Raw genomic sequence first — 17,562 nt, 5'->3', positions numbered from 1 at the left:
CCCGCCGGACGCACCGGCTTTGCTGTCCAGCTTGTTGGAAGCCGGTCGTGCCAAGTTGCTCGTCCGTACCGTGGGCGCGGTGACGACGAGCCACTGGATCGTCGTCACGTAACGCCGGGCATGCCCAAAGCCGCTAGCGTTCAACGGCCGAACCGACGACGTTTTGCGGGCGGGCAATTGCGGCGTCGATTGGCTCGTCGTCGCGCAACGCTCTGTTCCAGTGGATTCTCGGCGCGCGGTTGCCTTCGTGATGCCGCGCCGCGTGCGATTCGCGCGATGGCGAGCGTGGGCGTTGCTTTCCGGGGTTGCCGACGCCAACACGGCTCGCGACGAAACATGCGCCGCGTGCGCGCGGCGGCGCATCCGCTTGCTGGCGGCTCGCGCGGGTCGCACGCCGGGCGCGCTATAACGGCTGCCATTTCCGAGGGAGCACTGGCATGGCCGATCGCGATACGGGCATTGAGTTTGATCTGGCCGTCGTGGGTGGCGGGTCCGGTGGACTGGCCGGGGCTTTTCGCGCGGCCGAGCATGGCGCGCGCGTGGTGCTGTTCGAGCCCGACGCGTTGGGCGGTACCTGCGTCAACCTGGGCTGCGTGCCGAAGAAGGCGATGTGGCTGGCCGCCGACCTTGCCGGGCGCTTGCGCATGGCGCCATCGCTGGGCTTCAACGGCCTGGCGGGCGGCCACGACGGTGGCATCGACCGGCTCGACTGGCAGGTGTTCATCGCCCATCGCCAGCGCTACATCAGCAACATCCACGCGGCCTACCGGCGTCGGCTGGATGCCGCCGGCATCGTGGTGCGGCCCAGTCGCGCGCGATTGGTCGCCGCGGACACGCTGGAGTGCGACGACGGCGTGCGCGTGATCGCCAAGCAGGTGCTGCTGGCCACCGGCGGGCACGCCCTGCGACCCGACGTTCCCGGCGCGGCGCTGGGCGGGGTGTCCGACGACTTCTTCGCCTGGCGCGCGGCGCCGGAGCGGGTCGCGATTGTCGGCGGCGGCTACATCGCGGTCGAGCTGGCCGGTGTGCTGCAGGCGCTGGGCAGTCAGGTCGATCTGTTCGTGCGCGGCACGCGCCTGCTCAACGGTTTCGATGCCCAGTTGTGCGAGCAGCTGGCCGAGGATTACCGGCAGCACGGCGTGCGCGTGCATTTCGGTTATGGGCTGGGCGAGGTGGAATCCGCCGATGGCGGCGGCGTGCGTCTGCGCGATGCAACCGGCCAGGCGAGCGAGCGCTTCGACGCGCTGCTGTTTGCCACCGGCCGCGCGCCCAACAGCGCCGGTCTGGGGCTCGATGCGGTGGGTGTGGCGACCGACGCGCGCGGTCATGTCATCGTCGACGCGCGCCACGCGACCAGCGTCGACGGTGTCCATGCGGTCGGCGACCTGGGCACGGACGCGGCGCTGACGCCCGTCGCGATCGCGGCGGCGCGCCGGCTCATGGATCGCCTGTTCGGTGGTCGCGACGCGCTGTTCGATGCATGCGACATCGCCACCGTGGTGTTCTCGCATCCTCCGATCGGCAAGGTCGGGCTGACCGAGGCGGAGGCGCGCGAACGCCACGGCGACGCCGTGCACGTCTTTAGCGCCGGCTTCCGGCCGATGCTGCAGGCATTGGCCGAGTCGCCACAGCGCAGCCTGTTCAAACTGGTGTGTGTCGGTCAGGAGCGGCGCGTGATCGGCATCCACCTGCTTGGCGAGGCGGCCGATGAAATCCTGCAGGGCTTTGCGGTTGCGATGAAGCGCGGCATCACCCTGGACGACCTGCGCGACACCGTCGCGATCCATCCCACCAGCGCAGAGGAAGTGGTGCTGATGCGCTGATACCTGCGTTTGGGCAAATGCGTGCGCTGGCGCCGGTGCTACCGTTCCCATGGGGTGCACTACGGCGATCGGCTGATCGTGCGTCCCCGTCGACACCTACGGGCGGCACCGCCGCCACCGAGCAGGATGCAACCGATGAAGCATGGACGTTCGCTGTTCACCTGCGTGCTGTTGCTGGCGCTGTCGCACACCGGCATTGCCGGTCAGGCCAGTGCGATCTCGATCGATGACCTGCTGAGTGCGCCGATTCCCGACGCCCCCGTCGCGGCGGCGAACGCGCCGGTAATCGCCTGGGTTGGCAACGAGCGCGGCGTGCGCAATGCCTGGGTGGCGCGCGCGCCCGACTTCGCGCCGCGTCGCGTCACCGCGTATGGCGACGACGACGGCCAGCTGCTTACCGCGTTGCAGCTCAGCGCCGACGGCAGGCGACTGGCGTTCGTGCGCGGCACCAACCCGGATACCGGCGGCCAGGCCAACAATCCCGACAGCGATCCTGACGGCGCCGAGCAGGCCGTGTGGGTGGTGGCAACCGATGGTGCGGGCGAGCCGAAGCGCGTCGGCCGGGGGCGATCGATGCTGTTTTCGCCGCGCGGCGATGCGCTGGTGGTGCAGGGCGGTGGCATCGCCTGTCATGCGGTGCCCGGTGGCGGCGATGCGCCGGCGTGGTGCCGCGAATCGATGTTGACCCTCAAGGGAAGCCACCGAGCGGTGGCGTTCTCGCCAGACGGTAATCGCCTTCTCTTTGTCAGCACGCGCGGCGACCACGCCTTTGTCGGGGTGCTCGATCTCGCCTCGCGCGCAGTGCGATGGATGGCACCGGATTTCGCGCGCGACAGCGCGCCGGCCTGGTCGGCCGACGGCCGTCGCATCGCGTTCCTGCGCGTTGCCGGAGATCGTCCCGGAGACACCACCAACCTCACCACCACGCGGGCGTTCGAGGTGTGGATCGCCGATGCCGCGACCGGTCAGGGCAGGCGGCTGCATCGCACCAACGAACAGGCCGGCGGCTTTGTGCAAGGGGTCATCGCCGAGCCGCTGCGCTTCAGTCGCGATGGCCGCGTGCTGTTCGCGTCCGAGTCCGACGGCTGGTTGCGCTGGTACGCACTGACGGCCGACGCGCCCGACGGCAGCGTGCCGGCTCCGCTGAGTCGCGGGTCGTGCGAGACGGACGGCACCTCGCTTGCCGGCGACGGCGGACTGGTGTTCAGCGCCAACTGCGATGACATCGAGCACCGCCAGTTGTACGCCGTCGATGCGCAGGCGGGCCCGCAGCGCCGGCTCACCGCAACCGACGCGATCGCAAGCGATCCGTTGCTGCTGGACGACGGTCGCTGGATCGCGTTTCGTCATGCCGATGCGCGCCAGCCAACCGCCATCGCCGTGCTTGCGCGCGACGGCGGGCAGCCGCGTCGGATCTACCCGGCGACGTTGCCGCAACGCTTCCCGCGGGACGCGATGGTGGTGCCGCAGACGGTACGGTTCCGGGCCGCCGACGGGCTGGAGCTGCACGCGCAACTGCTGATGCCGCCGGGCGGCCACCCCGGCAAGCGCCCGGCGTTGCTGTACGTGCACGGCGGCCCCATCCGCCAGATGCTGCCGGGCTGGCATCCCATCGATTACTACTACCACGACTACGCGAACTGGCAGTGGCTGGCCAGCCAAGGTTACGTGGTGCTGGCATTGAACTTCCGCGCCGGAACCGGCTACGGGCAGGCGTTCCGGCGCGCGACGGCGCAGGGACCGCGCGGAGCGAGCGAGTACCAGGACGTGCTCGCCGCACACGCCTACCTGGCCGCGATGGCGCAGGTCGATCCAGGGCGGATCGGCATCTTCGGTGGCTCCTACGGCGGCTATCTGACCTCGCTCGCGCTTGCCCGCGATTCAAAGCGGTTCGCCGTCGGTGTCGATCGCCACGGCGTGCACGACTGGCGCGTGGCCGCCAAGGGCGGCGATGCCACGGCGCTGTGGAACCTGCAGCCGGGCGAGATGGACATCGCGGGCCAGTCCTCGGCGATGTCCCGGCTCGACGACTGGCGCTCGCCGGTGCTGGTGATCCATGGCGACGATGATCCGCAGGTGCTGTTCAACCAGAGCGTCAACCTGGTCGGCGGCCTTCGCGATCGTGGCGTGCCGGTCGAGACGCTGGTGTTGCCGGGCGAGCACCATTTCTTCCTGCGCCATGCCAGCTGGGTTCAGGTGCACGAACGCTCGGGCGAGTTCCTGGGCCGGCACCTGAATCCCTGAGGTCGTGGTTGGCGGCCCGGCGCGTCGCGGCCTGCCCGCACCGCGCCGGCCGCTCCTACAATGCCGGCATGGATACCTTCACCCTGCATCGCGGCACTGCGCCGCTGCTGATCAGCCTGCCGCACGACGGCAGCGAGATCCCCGCTGAACTGGCCGCCGGCATGACCGACGCGGCACGCCTCGCGCCGGACACCGACTGGCACGTCTCGCGGTTGTACGCGTTCGCGCGCGAGCTGGGCGCTTCGGTGCTCGTTCCGCGCTACTCACGCTATGTGGTCGATCTGAACCGCCCGCCCGACGACACGTCGTTGTACCCGGGACAGAACACCACCGGTTTGTGCCCGGCCGTGCGCTTCACCGGCGAGCCGGTCTACCTCGATGGCCACGCGCCGGGTCCGCAGCAGGTCGCGCAGCGCGTCGAGACCTACTGGCGGCCGTATCACGAGGCCCTGCGCGGCGAGCTGCATCGCTTGCACGCACTGCACGGTCGCGTGGTGCTGTGGGAAGGCCACTCGATCCGCGGCAGCGGGCTGCCGTTCCTGTTCGATGGCCGCCTGCCCGATCTCAACCTCGGGACCGCCGCAGGTGCGAGCTGCTCGGCAGGCTTGCAGGCGCGCCTCGAGACGGTCCTGGCGGGGCAGGTCGACTACGACTGGGTGGCCAACGGCCGCTTCAAGGGTGGGCACATCACGCGCCACTACGGCGATCCCGCGCGCGGTATCGACGCGGTGCAGCTGGAGATCAGCCAGCGCAACTACATGGACGAGGATTCCTTCGCCTGGGATGCGGCGCGCGCCGAGCGATTGCAGGCGGTGCTTCGCCCGTTGCTGCTGGCCACGCTGACGGCCTGATCGAGCAGACCGCCAGCGCGCCGGGTTCAGAGCGTCTAGGTGATCAGAACGCCCAGTCCAGCGCCAGCGAGACGTTGCGGCCGGGCTCGTCCAGTCCGGAGCCGTGTTCGCGATAGCGCTTGTCTGCCAGGTTCTCGGCAATCAACTGCAACTGCAGCGAACTGGTGGCACGCCAGCCGATGCGTGCGTTCAGCGTTGCCCAGCCGCCGGTGCCGTTTGGATTGACGCGCGGGTCGGCGGCATCGCGCGGGCTCAGGCGGTTCTGCGCGCTTGCGTACAGGCTCCAGCCTTCGACCTCCCAGGCGCTGTCGAACGCGTAACGCAGGCCGACCTTGCCGAACAGCGGCGGCACGCGATCGGCCGGGTATTCGCCGCCGTCGAACTGCTCGTCGCCGCGCGTGTAGGTGGCCGTGGCGTACGCCTCCAGCGCCTGGTGGCGATACGTGACCCCCGACTCCACGCCCCACAGCTGCAGCCGCGTCGCGTTGCGCGATTGCACGACATCCAGGCCTGACGCGGTGGTGTCGCCGGTCAGCACCGAGGTGATCTTGTCACGATAGTTCGAACGGAACGCCATCGCCTCCCACTGCCACGCCTCGCCGGCGTATTTCAGGCCCAGGTCGACCGTGGTCACGTACTCGGGCTTGAGGTTGGGGTTGGGGATGTTGAAGCGGCTGCCGGGCCGGCTGCCGAACGTGCCCAGGTCGAAGATGTTCGGCGCGCGGAACGCACGGCCGGCATTGCCGACCAGGCGCAGGCGATCGCCCAGTCGCACCGCAACGCCCAGGTGGCCACTGAGGTCGTCCGGCGTGAGTTTCACCGCGGGACCCGCGGCCGTGGCGGGCATGGTGATGTCGAAGCGGCTGTAGCGCGCGCCGTAGTTCAGGTCGAGGCGCTCACCGAGCTTCCAGTCATCGGCGAGGTAGAGGCCAACGCTGTCCATCTTCGAGCCATCGGGATAGCGCGACGGCCGCTCGTTGACCACGCCGGTGTCGAGGCGATGCCGCTCACGGAAGCTGTCGACGGTGTCCTGGTAGTACTCCGCGCCATAGCTCAGTCGATGCCGCTCGCCCAGCGCCTTGTGCAGTTGGGCAGTGAAGCCCCACAACCGGCTGGCGTTGGCTTCGATCTCGCGGTTGACCGTGCCGGTCTCGCGCGTGGTGCGGTTGTCGACGATGCGCTGGTGCCCCACCTGCAGGGCGATCTCGTCGGCGAACGCGAGCGGGTTGGTGTGGCGATAGCGCAACTGGCCGAAGGTGCGTTCCTGCGGCTTGAACAGGAACTCGGCGTTGTCGGCCCGCGTCTGGCGGAAGCCCGGCACCAAGGCGTCGTGGCGCTGCGTCTTGGGCTGGCGCGCGTACTGTGCCGAGAACATCAGCTCGTGGCCTTCGGCGGGGCTCCACAGCAGTTTGATGTCGCCGCCGCGCTGGCTGTACGCGGTGTACGGCAAGGTCTCGCCACCGCCGGCACGCAGCTCGCCGACGTTCTGGTAGCTCACGCCCGCCGACAGGCCCAGGCCGGCGCGACCGGTCTCGATCGCGACGCGGCTGTGGTTGGAATCATCGGCGCTCGAAAGGCGCGCGCGCACCACGCCGCGCGTCTGCCAGTCGCTTCCGTCGAAGCGCGGCTCGGGGGTCAGGAATTGCACCACGCCGCCCATCGCGTCGGACCCGTAGAGGATCGACATCGGCCCGCGCGCCACTTCGATTCGCTCCAGGTTCAGCGGATCGACCAGCGCGATGTACTGGTTGGGCGCGTTGCGGAAAAACGCGTTGTTGAGACGGAAGCCGTCGACCAGGTGCAGCACTTCCGAGCCCTTGAGGCCGCGCACGATCACAACGCCCTGGCCGGGAGTGGTCTGCTGGACGTACGTGCCCGGTTCGCCGTGCAGCAGGTCCGCGGCGGTTTGTGGCGCCATGCGCTTGATCTGCTCGCCGTCGACCACGGTGATGCCGACCGGAACGTCGAGCGCCGACGCCTCGCGACGGGTCGCAGTGACCTGTATGTCGTCAAGCAACGCCACGCTGGCGGTGCGTTCCGGGGCGTCGGTCGCCGCCGCGCCCACGGTGAAAAGGGAGAGCGCGCAGGCGATGGCCAGCGCGAGCGGGGAGGGATGGATCCGCACGGGTGTTCCTTGTCGTTCCGCCATCGCCGGTCGAGTGCACGGCGATGGTCGTGATGTGAGGCGGGCAGGCAGCCCCGACGGTGATCACCGGTGTGAAGTCACCTGGCCACCTGCGCGTTGGTGACGCAACCGCCACGGCCACAGTGCAGATCCGGGCTGGCCGGACCTGCACTGCCGCATTGCGGTGCCAGGGTCAGATCAGAACGCCAGACTCCAGCTGTCGATCCGGCCGGTGTCATTGCCGGAGTTGTCACGGACACGCAACTTCCAGTTGCCGCTCAGCGGCCTGCCCGACAGGTTCAGCGTGTAGCTCCCGGCGATGTTGTCGGCGCTGCCGCCGGTGCGGTCATGGATCGGATACAGCGTGCCGTCCGGTGCCACCAGCTCGACCTTCAGGTCGCCGCGGTAGGTGTGCACGATGCCGAGCGCAAGCGTCGCCGTGGCTGGGGCGTTACCGCTTCGGCCGGCCACCGCGATCGTGCTCTCGACGGTGGCGTTGTCGGCGATGGCCACGTCGTTGGCGTTGGTGTAGGTCCTGGTACTGCGGGCGGCAAGGTAACTGCCGGTCAGCTTCAGACCCGACACCTCCGCGTACGCGCGGACCAGCACGTGGTAGGTGCCCGGCTGCGCGGTGGTGATGCTGCAGGCTTCGTTGCTGGTGGCGCCGTCGGACTTGCAGTCGTAGACGGTCGTGCTCGGCTGCGAGCCGAACTTCACGTACAGGTCGGCATCGCCTTTGATCCCGGCGGTGGTGAACTTCAGGCCGCTCGCGCCGGACGGCACGACCAGTGTGAAGCGACGTTCCTCATTGGTCGGGATGGCCAGGTTGTACTTGGGCACGCCGTTGGTCAGCACGCTGCTGCTGCCACCACCGGCGATGGTGACGGTGTACGACCGGGATGCCGCGGCGCCCTGGTTGTCGGTGACGGTCAGCGTGACGACGTAGCTGCCATCGGCGGCATAGATGTGGCTGGGGTGGATCGCCGGCGAGGAAGTGCCATCGCCGAAGTTCCAGTTGCGACGCACGATGGTGCCGTCGCTGTCGGTCGAGGCGTCGCGGAACGTGGCGGTCAGGCCGGTGCTGCTGGCGGTGTAGTTCGACACCGGCGGCTGGTTGCCACCGTTGCCGCCCAGCGGAACCTTCCACGCGCCGCGCCCGTAGGTGCCGGCGACCAGCACGTGCGGTGCGTTGTCGATCTCCAGGTCAGTGATCAGGATGCCAACCGGCATGCCGGTCGAGAACGCGACGAAGTTGCTGCCGCCGTTGTCGCTGACGTACACGCCGACGTCGGTGCCGACGAAGATCCGCTGCGTGTTGAGTGGATCGATCCGGATCGCGTTGACGGGCACGTCGGGCAGGCCGGCGCCCGCCGCGGTCCAGGTGGTGCCGGCCGTGGTCGAGCGGTAGAGCTTGGCGCCGCCAAACACCGAGCGCACGACGAACACGCGCTGCGCGTTGGTCGGGTCCATGGCGATGTCGCCGATACGACCGCCCGGCAGATTGCCGGTGACGTTGCTGAAGGCCGTGGTGCCGGCACCGTTGGCGCTGTAATGCACCGCGCCGCTGGACGTGCCGACGTAGGTGGGCACCACGCTGCCGATCTTGCGCGGCGTGATCACGGTGATGGTGCCGAGGTTGCCGGTGAGGGACGTCCAGCCAGAGCCCGCGCTGTTCATGCGGTGCACGTAATTGGAGCCCACGAACGCGTAGCCGCCGGCGGTGGCGAGGATGGTCTTCCAGGCGAAGTTGCCCGGTACCAGGCCACTGTTCGACACGCCCGAGAAGGTGCCCGGGGCGCCACCCTGGGTCGAGCGCAGGATGTTGGGGTAGTCACCCTGGGGGTAGCTGGTCTGGAAGACGATGTTCGGGTTGACCTCGTCGACCAGGTTCATGAAGCCATCGCCGCTGGCGTAGGTCAGGTCCCAGACATCGGTGCCATCAAGACGGGCGGACGACGAGTTGTCCTGCGCGCCGCCGAACACGATGTCGGCGTTGTTGGGGTGCACGGCGATGTCGTAGAACTGGGTGATGCTGAGGTTGGAATTCATGTTGGCCCAGCTGGTGCCACCGTTGTCGGTACGCCAGATGCCGCCATCGCTGCCGATCCAGATGCGGTTCGGGTTGTTGTTCGAATAGACGACGACGTGGGTGTCCTGGTGCACCTGCTGCGAACCGCCCCAGCTGTTGGTCATGATGCTGAAGGTGCTGCCCCAGTTGGTCGATCGCGCGGGGCGGATGCTCGCGGCGATTACCGTCGCCGGTGAGGTGGGATGCACGGCCAGGGCCAGGTTGTACCAGCACTGTCCGCTGCAGGCGCTGTTGCTGGTTGCCGTCCAGGACAAGCCAGCATCCCGGCTGCGGTACACGGTGGTGCCGTTGAACGTGTACAGCGTGTTCGGGTCGCGGTTCGAGATCGCCAGGCGCAGGCGGCTGCCGGGCATGGCCACGGTGGGGTTGGTCCAGGTCGCGCCGCCGTCGATGGACTTGTAGACGCCATGGCCCGGCGCGGCGGCGTACACCGTCGAAGTGCCCCGGGCGACCACCATGTCCTCGATCGTCGGCGTCAGCACGCGCGTCCAGCTGACGCCGCGGTTGGTCGAGCGATACAGACCCGAGGTGCCGCCGCTGACGCCCCCGCAGCCGCTGCCACCGCCGGCCATGACGACGTTGCTGTTGGAAGGCAGCACCAGCAGCGAATTCACCAGCTTCAGGCCCAGCGCGCCGGTGCCGCTGCCATTCCGGGCGACCCAGGTGGTGCCGCTGTTGGAGCTCAGGTGCACGCCGTGGGACAGGTAGCCGGCGCAGTCGCCGATGCGGTCGCCGGTACCGACCCAGACGTTTTGCGGCGCGTTGGCCTCGACGTGGATCGAACCGACCGAGTAGTTGCCGATCGAGTCCAGCACCGGCGTCCAGGAGGCGCCGGCATTGCTGGTCTTCCACAAGCCACCCGCGGCGGCGCCGACGTAGACGGTGTTGTCGTCGGTCGGGTGCGGGGCGATCGAGGTGAGGCGACCGGCGACGCGGCCCATGGCCCATTGGCCCATCTTCATCGACGACGGTCCGACCGGCGTCCAGACTTCACCGGCGGCGGCCGCGGAGGCAACCAGGCGCGGGCGTTGAACGCGCAACTGGCGCAACGCGTTCTCACGCAGCACCGAGGTGTCGCGGACGCGATCGAGGCCGCGTTGCTCGATGAACCAGCGCTTGCGCTGTTGGATCTGGTAGGTCTCGTCGCCTTTCGCCTTGCCGCCGTGGTCGCCCTGTACCGGCAGCGAGCGGGTTTGCGCCATCGCGACCCCGCCGACGACACACAAGACGAGTGCGGCCACGCCGCCGTGGCGGGTGGATAGGAAGGTTTTCATCGTGATCTCGTCCCCTGAGTTTTGATCGATGGGCCGGCAGTGCCGGCAAAGGTGCGGCGATTAGACGGGAGGCGCCTGCGCGGTCGGTGTGCTGCGGGTCACTCTTTTCCGCCGCGTGACACCGCGAGGTGTGACGCAAATCTGTATACGAAGATAACGACGCGCCGTGCGGCATACCCCACCTAGGGCCCGGCATCGGTCGCGAGCGTGCAAGCCCGATGCGCGATCGGGGCGGTGGAGAGAGGGGCGCGCGCACGGCTCCATCGGCCGGGTGGAACCCGGCGGGCCATGCGGGCAACGGCGCCGGTGGCGCCTTGGATCAGACGTCCAGCGTGGCGAGGTCGCCCTTGTTCTCGAGCCAGGACTTGCGATCGGACGCGCGCTTCTTGGACAGCAGCATGTCCATCAGCGAGTGCGTCTGCGCATTGTCGTCAACGGTCAGCTGCACCAGGCGACGGGTGTCGGGGTGGATCGTCGACTCGCGCAGCTGCGACGGGTTCATCTCGCCCAGTCCCTTGAACCGGGTCACGTTGACCACGCCGCTCATGCCCTTCTTGCGCTCGGCCTTCTCGCGTTCGATCTTCTCGAGCAGGATCCGCTTCTCTTCCTCGTCCAGCGCATACATCACCTGCTTGCCCACATCGACGCGGAACAGCGGCGGCATCGCCACGAATACGTGGCCGGCCGCCACCAGCGCCGGGAAGTGCCGCAGGAACAACGCGGTCAGCAAGGTCGCGATGTGCAGGCCGTCCGAGTCGGCGTCGGCCAGGATGATGACCTTGCCGTAGCGCAGGCCGGTGATGTCGTCCTTGCCCGGATCGCAGCCGATCGCGACGGCCAGGTCATGGACTTCCTGCGAGGCCAGCACGCTGCCGGAGGCGACTTCCCAGGTGTTGAGGATCTTGCCGCGCAGCGGCAGGATCGCCTGGAAGTCCTTGTCGCGTGCCTGCCGTGCGCTGCCGCCGGCCGAGTCGCCCTCCACCAGGAACAGCTCGGTGCGGGAGAGATCCTGCGACGTGCAGTCGGCCAGCTTGCCCGGCAGCGCGGGACCCTGGGTGACCTTCTTGCGGGTGATCTGCTTTTCGGTCTTCAGGCGTGCGCTGGCGCGTTCGATCGCGAGCTGGGCGATCTTTTCGCCCAGTTCGGTGTGCTGGTTGAGCCACAACGAAAACGCATCGTGCGCGGCGCCCTCGACGAAGCCGGCCGCCTGGCGCGAGCTCAGTCGCTCCTTGGTCTGGCCGCTGAACTGCGGGTCGGTCATCTTGATGCTCAAGACGAACGCGACGCGGTCCCACACGTCTTCCGGCGCCAGTTTCACACCGCGCGGCAGCAGGTTGCGGAAATCGCAGAACTCGCGCAGCGCGTCGGTGAAGCCGGTGCGCAGGCCGTTGACGTGGGTGCCGTGCTGCGCGGTCGGGATCAGGTTGACGTAGCTCTCCTGCACCAGTTCGCCGTCCGGCGCCCAGGCGACCGCCCAGTCGGCGGTCTCGGTGTCCTTGCTGAGCTTGCCGACGAACAGCTCCGGCGGCAGCAGATCGCGGCCCTGCGGGAAGCCCGCCAGCAGCTCACCGCGCAGGTAGTCGCGCAGGCCGTCCTCGTAGTACCACTCGAACTTCTCGTCGCTGGCCGCGTCGTGCAGCTTCACCGTCAGGCCAGGGCACAGCACGGCCTTGGCCCGCAGCAGGTGCTTGAGCGAGCGCAGGTTGAACTTTGCGGTATCGAAGTACTTCGGGTCCGGCCAGAAGTGCACGCGCGTGCCGGTGTTCTTCTTGCCAACGGTGCCGACCACTTCCAGCGGCGTGGCGCGGTCGCCATCGCGGAAGGTCATGCGGTACTCGTTGCCGTCGCGGCGGATGTGGACCTCGACCAGGGTCGACAGCGCATTGACCACGCTGACGCCGACGCCGTGCAGGCCGCCGGAGAACGCGTAGTTCTTGTTGCTGAACTTGCCGCCCGCATGCAGCCGGGTAAGGATCAGCTCGACGCCCGGAATGCCTTCCTCCGGGTGGATGTCGACCGGCATGCCGCGTCCGTCGTCGCTGACCTCGCAGCTGCCGTCGGCGTGCAGGGTCACCTCGATGCTGCGCGCGTGGCCGGCCAGGGCCTCGTCCACTGCGTTGTCCACCACTTCCTGGGCCAGGTGGTTCGGCCGGGTGGTGTCGGTGTACATGCCCGGGCGGCGCTTGACCGGATCCAGGCCGGACAGGACTTCGATATCGGCAGCGTTGTAGCGATTGTTCATCAGGGGGCGGCAGCGGAAGCAGGCGGCGAGGATGCGGGCGAGGCGGGGAGCGGTCAAGGCGCTTCGTCGCGCTGCCATCGGGTCATGGCGCTGGCCCGGCGCGGCGCCGCGACGCGTGTTTGCGGCAGGGGCCTGGTGCCCGGGATCTCTGGCCGGCAGCTCCCGTTCAAGCCCTCGGCGCACAGTGGGGGAGAAAGTGTGACGTCGTGGTTAACACCCCGTTGTTCAGTGGCGAGCAGGCTTTCGGTCGTTAGGGTCCGCACGTCGCTGAGGGGAGCGGCCCATTGATGGCTTGTCCCACTTCATTGCCTTGGAGGCACTTCCCATGAACACCCGCAAGCTGCTGTTGCCGACCCTGATCGCCGCCATGCTGGCCGCGCCGCTCGCCTTCGCCCAGGACACCGCCGGTGCCGAGCAGGCCGCCGCGAGCGAGCAGTCCACGACCGAATCCACCGAAGCCGACAAGGCCGCCGAAGAAGCCAAGAAGAAGGCCGAAGCCGAAGAGCAGAAGGCAGCCGAGGGCGAGAAGGAATCGGAAGAAGAGGACGAAGGCGCGCGCTGAGCGATCCGTCCAGCTTCACCCGAAACGCCCCGGCTTGCCGGGGCGTTTTCGTTCCCGGTCTGGAGCGGCCCGGCTTGCCGGGGCGTTTTTGTTCCCGGTCTGGAGCGCCCCGGCTTGTGCCGGGGCGTTTTCGTTGTGGCGGCCGGGAGCACCCGGATCGCTCGCCATGGCGCCGGATCGGCGTGGCGGCATCGGCCGCGCACGCCTTGCCAGCGCGGTCGCTCCGACCGGCGGATGCCCCGGCGCGATCCGCAGGCTGGCTAGGATTGGACGCGGATTGGGTCCAAATCCCGCCGAATCCGGCCCCGATCGCGTCCGAAACTGCACGAATTGCCAGCTTGGCGCCTGTCAAGCGGTCGCGGTTGTCGCGCCCAGTCGGTAAACTACGGCTTTCCAGCGGCAGTAACTCCATGACTCCCCTGATTTTCGTCACCGGCGGCGTGGTGTCCTCACTTGGCAAGGGCATTGCGGCAGCCTCGTTGGCGGCCATCCTCGAAGCACGCGGCCTGCGCGTCACGATGATGAAGCTCGACCCCTACATCAACGTCGACCCGGGCACCATGAGCCCGTTCCAGCACGGCGAGGTCTACGTCACCGACGACGGTGCCGAGACCGACCTCGACCTGGGTCACTACGAGCGCTACCTGCGCACGCGGCTGAGCCGCAAGAATTCGGTCACCACCGGTCGCATCTACGAGAACGTGATCCGCAAGGAGCGCCGCGGCGACTACCTGGGCGGCACCGTGCAGGTCATCCCGCACATCACCGACGAGATCAAGCGCTGCATCGTCGAGGCAACCGACGGCTTCGACGTCGGCCTGGTCGAGATCGGCGGCACCGTGGGCGACATCGAATCGCTGCCGTTCCTGGAGGCGATCCGCCAAATCCGTACCGAGCGTGGCCCCGACAAGGCACTGTTCATGCACCTGACGCTGGTGCCGTGGATTGCCGCGGCCGGCGAGCTCAAGACCAAGCCGACCCAGCACTCGGTCAAGGAGCTGCGCTCGATCGGCATCCAGCCCGACATCCTGCTGTGCCGCTCCGAGCAGCCGTTGCCGGACAGCGAACGCCGCAAGATCGCACTGTTCACCAACGTGTCCGAGCGCGCGGTGATCTCGGCCGTCGACCTGGACAACATCTACCGGATGCCGTCGCGCTTCTGCGAGCAGGGCCTGGACGATCTCATCATCGACCGCCTGCACCTGGCCGCCGGTCCCACCGACTTGTCCGAGTGGGACGCGGTGCTCGACGCCAGCGAACACCCGGTCGACGAAGTCACGATCGGCGTGGTCGGCAAGTACGTCGATCACCAGGACGCCTACAAGTCGGTGGGCGAGGCGCTCAAGCACGGTGGCCTGCGCCAGCGCACCAAGGTCAACCTGAAGTGGCTGGAATCGACCGATGTCGAGAAGCTCGGTGCCGGTGAGGCCCTGGCGGGCGTCGACGGCATCCTCGTCCCCGGTGGCTTCGGCGATCGCGGTTTCGAGGGCAAGGTGCTGACCGCGCAGCACGCGCGCGAAAGCGGCATCCCGTATTTCGGCATCTGCTACGGCATGCAGGCGGCGGTGGTCGACGTGGCCCGCAACCTGGCCGGCCTGGAAGGCGCCAACAGCACCGAGAACGACAAGGCCAGCCCGCATCCGGTGATCGGCCTGATCACCGAGTGGCGCACCGCCACCGGTGAGGTCGAGCGCCGCAGCGAGGCCAGCGACCTGGGCGGCACCATGCGCCTGGGCTTGCAGGAGCAGCGTCTCAAGCCGGGCACGCTGGCGCGCGAGATGTACGGCCGCGACGTGGTCGGCGAGCGTCACCGCCACCGCTACGAGTTCAACAACCGCTACCTGGTACGCCTGGAGGAGGCCGGCCTGGTGGTCAGCGCCAAGTCGATGGACGAAACCCTGGTCGAGATGGTCGAGCTGCCCAAGTCGCGGCATCCGTGGTTCCTGGCCTGCCAGGCGCACCCGGAATTCCTGTCGACCCCGCGCGACGGCCATCCGCTGTTCATCGGTTTCATCCGTGCCGCGCGCGAATACAAGGCGAACGAAGGCCACGCCGGCAGCCTGCTGAAGGAAGCGTCGGCTTGAGTCCCCGACACGGGGCCGCGCGGATGAACGCTGCGGAAGCCTTTTCCACGGAAGGGCTTTTCCCGCCGTCATCCGACCGCATCCGTGTCCCAGGTCTTTGGGTTTTCCAGGAGTTCGCATGAAGCTTTGTGGTTTCGAGGTTGGCCTCGACCAGCCGTTCTTCCTGATCGCCGGTCCGTGCGTGATCGAGTCGATGCAGCTGCAGCTCGACACCGCCGGCAAGCTCCAGGAGATCACCTCCGAGCTCGGCATCCCCTTCATCTTCAAGTCCAGCTTCGACAAGGCCAACCGCACTTCGGGCACCAGCTTCCGCGGCCCGGGTCTGGAGGAAGGCCTCAAGGTGCTGGCCGAGGTCAAGCGCCAGCTCGGCGTGCCGGTGCTCACCGACGTGCACGAGTACACCCCGATGGACGAGGTGGCCTCGGTCGTGGACGTGCTGCAGACGCCGGCGTTCCTGTGCCGGCAGACCGACTTCATCCAGAAGGTCGCCAGCGCCGGCAAGCCGGTCAACATCAAGAAGGGCCAGTTCCTGTCGCCGTGGGAGATGAAACACGTCACCGCGAAGGCCAAGGCGACCGGCAACGACCAGATCATGGCCTGCGAGCGCGGCGCCAGCTTCGGCTACAACAACCTGGTGTCGGACATGCGCTCGCTGAGCGTGATGCGCGACACCGGTTGCCCGGTGGTGTTCGACGCAACCCACTCGGTACAGCTGCCCGGCGGCGCCGACGGCAAGTCGGGCGGCCAGCGCGAGTTCGTGCCGGTGCTGTCGCGCGCTGCGATGGCCGTTGGCATTGCCGGCATCTTCATGGAAACCCATCCCAAGCCCGAAGAAGCCCTCAGCGACGGCCCCAACGCCTGGCCGCTGGGGCGCATGCGCGCGCTGCTGGAAACGCTGAAGACGCTGGACGAAGTGACCAAGCGCAACGGCTTCCTCGAATCCCAACTCTGAAACCAGCCAAGACCCCATGACCACCACGATCGCCAAAATCCACGCCCGCGAAATCCTCGACAGCCGCGGTAATCCCACGCTCGAGGCCGAGGTCACGCTCGCCGACGGCAGCTTCGGCCGCGCGATGGTGCCGTCGGGCGCCTCCACCGGCACCAAGGAGGCGGTCGAACTGCGCGATGGCGACAAGACCCGTTACCTCGGCAAGGGCGTGCGCAAGGCCGTCGAAAACGTCAACACCGTCGTCGCCAAGGCGCTGGAAGGTTTCGACGCCGCCGATCAGACGGGCCTGGATCGTCGCCTGATCGACCTGGACGGCACCGAGAACAAGGGCCGCCTGGGCGCGAACGCGCTGCTCGGCGTTTCGCTGGCCAACGCGCACGCGATCGCGGCGTCGAAGAAGCAACCGCTGTGGCAGCACCTGGCCAATGGCAACGACGTGTCGCTGCCGGTGCCGATGATGAACATCATCAACGGCGGTGCGCACGCCGACAACAACGTCGACCTGCAGGAATTCATGATCCTGCCGGTGGGCGTGGGCACCTTCGCCGAGAGCCTGCGCGCCGGTGTCGAGGTGTTCCACGCACTGAAATCGGTGCTCAAGGGCCGTGGACTCAGCACCGCGGTCGGCGACGAGGGCGGCTTCGCGCCGGACCTGCGCAGCAACGAGGAAGCGCTGGAAACCATCCTCGAAGCGATCGGCAAGGCCGGTTACAAGGCCGGCGAAGACATCCTGCTCGGCCTCGACGTCGCCTCCAGCGAGTTCTTCGAGAACGGCAAGTACAACCTCACCGGCGAAGGCAAGCGCCTGACCAGCGAGCAGTTCGTCGACTTCCTCGCCAACTGGGCGGCGCAGTACCCGATCGTCACCATCGAAGACGGCATGGCCGAGCACGACTGGGCCGGCTGGAAGCTGCTGACCGATCGCATCGGCGACAAGGTGCAGCTGGTCGGCGACGACCTGTTCGTCACCAACCCGAAGATCTTCGCCGAGGGCATTGAGAAGGGCGTGGGCAACGCGATCCTTATCAAGGTCAACCAGATCGGCACGCTGACCGAGACCCTCGAGGCGATCGCCATGGCGCACGCCCATCGCTACGCATCGGTCATCTCGCACCGTTCGGGCGAAACCGAGGACACCACGATCGCCGACATCGCCGTGGCCACCACCGCGACCCAGATCAAGACCGGCTCGCTGTGCCGCAGCGACCGCGTGGCCAAGTACAACCAGCTGCTGCGCATCGAGGAGCAGCTGGGCGCCGCTGCCCGCTACGTCGGCCGCGACGCGTTCGTCTCGCTCAAGCGCTGAGCCGGGCGCA

The 17,562-nt window shown here is 68.1% G+C and carries 10 protein-coding genes; 7 read left to right on the top strand and 3 right to left on the bottom strand.

Going from position 1 to position 17,562, the window contains the following annotated elements:
- Positions 1-437: 437 nt before the first annotated feature.
- The 3 genes from gorA to hutG all read left to right on the top strand — a co-directional run bounded on the left by gorA (position 438) and on the right by hutG (position 4,918).
- Positions 438-1,823 (top strand): glutathione-disulfide reductase, encoded by a 1,386-nt coding sequence (gene gorA / locus EER27_RS13885; RefSeq protein WP_123088728.1) that lies wholly within the window; start codon positions 438-440, stop codon positions 1,821-1,823.
- Between the two features lie 135 nt (positions 1,824-1,958).
- Complete coding sequence (locus tag EER27_RS13880) at positions 1,959-4,067, top strand: S9 family peptidase (protein ID WP_123088727.1); 2,109 nt, start codon at positions 1,959-1,961, stop codon at positions 4,065-4,067.
- 68 nt (positions 4,068-4,135) lie between these two features.
- A complete protein-coding gene (hutG, locus tag EER27_RS13875; protein ID WP_123088726.1) occupies positions 4,136-4,918 on the top strand; it encodes an N-formylglutamate deformylase in 783 nt (260 codons plus the stop codon).
- Between the two features lie 43 nt (positions 4,919-4,961).
- Here the strand turns inward: hutG and EER27_RS13870 are convergent, their stop codons facing one another.
- The 3 genes from EER27_RS13870 to parE form a co-directional block, all read right to left on the bottom strand.
- Positions 4,962-7,043, bottom strand: a complete 2,082-nt coding sequence (locus EER27_RS13870) for a TonB-dependent receptor plug domain-containing protein (RefSeq protein ID WP_190285810.1) — start codon at positions 7,041-7,043, stop codon at positions 4,962-4,964.
- 198 nt (positions 7,044-7,241) lie between these two features.
- The gene (locus tag EER27_RS13865; RefSeq protein WP_123088724.1) at positions 7,242-10,406 is read right to left on the bottom strand and encodes a proprotein convertase P-domain-containing protein; all 3,165 of its coding nucleotides are present in this window, start codon (positions 10,404-10,406) and stop codon (positions 7,242-7,244) included.
- A gap of 319 nt (positions 10,407-10,725) precedes the next feature.
- Complete coding sequence (parE, locus tag EER27_RS13860) at positions 10,726-12,648, bottom strand: DNA topoisomerase IV subunit B (RefSeq protein WP_123088723.1); 1,923 nt, start codon at positions 12,646-12,648, stop codon at positions 10,726-10,728.
- A gap of 325 nt (positions 12,649-12,973) precedes the next feature.
- Here parE and EER27_RS13855 point away from each other — a divergent pair, with 325 nt between their 5' ends.
- The 4 genes from EER27_RS13855 (at position 12,974) to eno (ending at position 17,552) form a co-directional block, all read left to right on the top strand.
- Positions 12,974-13,210: a hypothetical protein gene (locus tag EER27_RS13855; protein ID WP_123088722.1), complete on the top strand. Its 237-nt coding sequence runs from the start codon at positions 12,974-12,976 to the stop codon at positions 13,208-13,210.
- 410 nt (positions 13,211-13,620) lie between these two features.
- Positions 13,621-15,294, top strand: a complete 1,674-nt coding sequence (gene pyrG / locus EER27_RS13850) for a CTP synthase (protein ID WP_123088721.1) — start codon at positions 13,621-13,623, stop codon at positions 15,292-15,294.
- 118 nt (positions 15,295-15,412) lie between these two features.
- Positions 15,413-16,246 (top strand): 3-deoxy-8-phosphooctulonate synthase, encoded by an 834-nt coding sequence (gene kdsA, locus EER27_RS13845; RefSeq protein ID WP_123088720.1) that lies wholly within the window; start codon positions 15,413-15,415, stop codon positions 16,244-16,246.
- A 16-nt stretch (positions 16,247-16,262) separates the two neighbouring features.
- Positions 16,263-17,552, top strand: a complete 1,290-nt coding sequence (gene eno / locus EER27_RS13840; RefSeq protein ID WP_123088719.1) for a phosphopyruvate hydratase — start codon at positions 16,263-16,265, stop codon at positions 17,550-17,552.
- Positions 17,553-17,562: the final 10 nt, after the last annotated feature.

Source organism: Montanilutibacter psychrotolerans (genome assembly GCF_003719825.1).
Taxonomy (GTDB): Bacteria; Pseudomonadota; Gammaproteobacteria; order Xanthomonadales; family Xanthomonadaceae; genus Montanilutibacter; species Montanilutibacter psychrotolerans.
Note: the sequence above shows the minus strand (reverse complement) of the source record. Positions and strands in the feature narration are given on the sequence as shown.